Annotated in this window: 3 protein-coding genes; all 3 read right to left on the bottom strand. The window is 41.0% G+C overall.

The genetic code is table 11. The features are described 5' to 3' along the window. Positions 1 to 955: aspartate aminotransferase family protein (locus HMPREF9073_RS07150; protein ID WP_009750792.1), on the bottom strand; the 955-nt coding region annotated here is incomplete at its 3' end. Next, positions 952 to 1,128 carry a hypothetical protein gene (locus tag HMPREF9073_RS15920; RefSeq protein ID WP_009750791.1) on the bottom strand — a complete coding sequence of 59 codons (177 nt, stop codon included), beginning with the start codon at positions 1,126 to 1,128 and terminating at the stop codon, positions 952 to 954. The genes HMPREF9073_RS07150 and HMPREF9073_RS15920, both read right to left, overlap by 4 nt. 83 nt (positions 1,129 to 1,211) lie before the next feature. Continuing rightward, positions 1,212 to 1,581 (bottom strand): WG repeat-containing protein (locus HMPREF9073_RS15270; RefSeq protein ID WP_009750790.1); only part of this gene is annotated, 370 nt, incomplete at its 5' end.

Genomic DNA, 1,581 nt, shown 5'->3' with positions numbered 1-1,581 from the left:
GTTGCAAATACTTGCGGAAGAGTTTTTCTTTTTCCAAAGTTTGAGCCATCAGGTCGGTAGTGAGGAGCTGGTTGAGGGTTGCTAACGAGGCAGCTGCTATCACGGGATTACCTCCAAAAGTGGTGATATGTCCCATTTTAGGACTATTTGCCAACAACTGCATACGCTCATACGACGACACAAATGCTCCTACTGGCATACCGCTTGCCATACCCTTGCCTATTGCAATGATATCGGGGGTAAAGCCATAATTTTGGAAGCCAAAGAGCTTGCCAGTACGCCCGAAACCAGGTTGTATTTCATCGATGATGAGCAAAGCACCTACTTCTTCACAACGGCGTTTTACCTTGATGAGATAGTCGTTTTGAGGTTCGATAAAGCCCGCTCCCCCTTGGATACTTTCCAAGACTACCCCTGCGGTGCGTTCGGTGATTTTCAGGATATCCGCTTCGTTGTTGAACTCTATAAAATCTACGTCAGGGATAAGCGGACGATAAGCGCGTTTGCGTTCTTCATAGCCCATTAAGCTCATCGAGCCTTGTGTATTGCCGTGATAGGCATTTTTGGCAGCGATGAGTTGGGTGCGCCCCGTAGCGCGTTTGGCTAATTTTACTGAGCCCTCAATAGCCTCGGTACCAGAGTTTACCAAATAGGTGGTATTGAGTTCAGGTGGCAACTGCTCGGCAAGGAGTTTGCAGAAGTCTACCGCAGGCTTTTGTATGTACTCGCCATACACCATTACGTGCATATAAGTAGCGCATTGCTCTTGTATGGCTTTCACTACTGCAGGGTGGCAATGCCCTAAGGTACAAGCCGATACTCCTGCTACAAAATCTAAATATTTTTTGCCATCGGTAGTGTAGATATAACTACCTTCGGCGCGTTCCACCTCCAACAATCGCGGATAAGGTGAAGTGGGAGCTTGATATTTTAGAAAGTCTTTTTCTTGTGTCATTCTTTTTCTTCTTTTATAATTTTAACCATTGGGCTGGGGTCTATACGGCTAATAGCATTCCCTTTGTATCGCAATTCGAAAAAGCCATTAGATTTGCCTTGTATAGTGCCGTTAATATACAATTTAGCTTTTAGTATTGATGAGTTGTCAAAAGTAGCATCTTGTATTTTCAAATCGTATGCTTCTATATCAGCTATGCAGTTAGTAATAGAGTGTAAAGTAATATGTTTTTCATATTTGTAATATTTTTTAAAAGTTATTTGGCTATGGGGTGGTCGGCAGGGGCATTATTACAGTCTTTCACACATTCTCCTTTTTGGTTTATATAGAACCATTTGTTATTTAGCTTTACTTGTGCTAATCCTTCTTCTGAAAATCCTTCTGCATAATCATACTTTATAGGAATCACTTCTTTGCCTGTTTTATCTATAAAGCCATATTTATCATTCAATTTTACTTTAGCTAATCCTTCTGAAGGACTTTCAGCATCATCATACTTTATAGGAGTCACTTCTTTACCTGTTTTATCTATAAAACCCCATTTGTTATTTAGACTTACGGCTGCTAATCCTTCTGAAAAAAACCAAACATCATCATACTTTATAGGAATCACTTCTTTGCCTGTT

This window comes from Capnocytophaga sp. oral taxon 326 str. F0382 (genome assembly GCF_000318295.1).
Lineage (GTDB): Bacteria > Bacteroidota > Bacteroidia > Flavobacteriales > Flavobacteriaceae > Capnocytophaga > Capnocytophaga periodontitidis.
The sequence above is the reverse complement of the archived record's forward strand: the minus strand, read 5'-3'. Positions and strand labels throughout refer to the sequence as shown.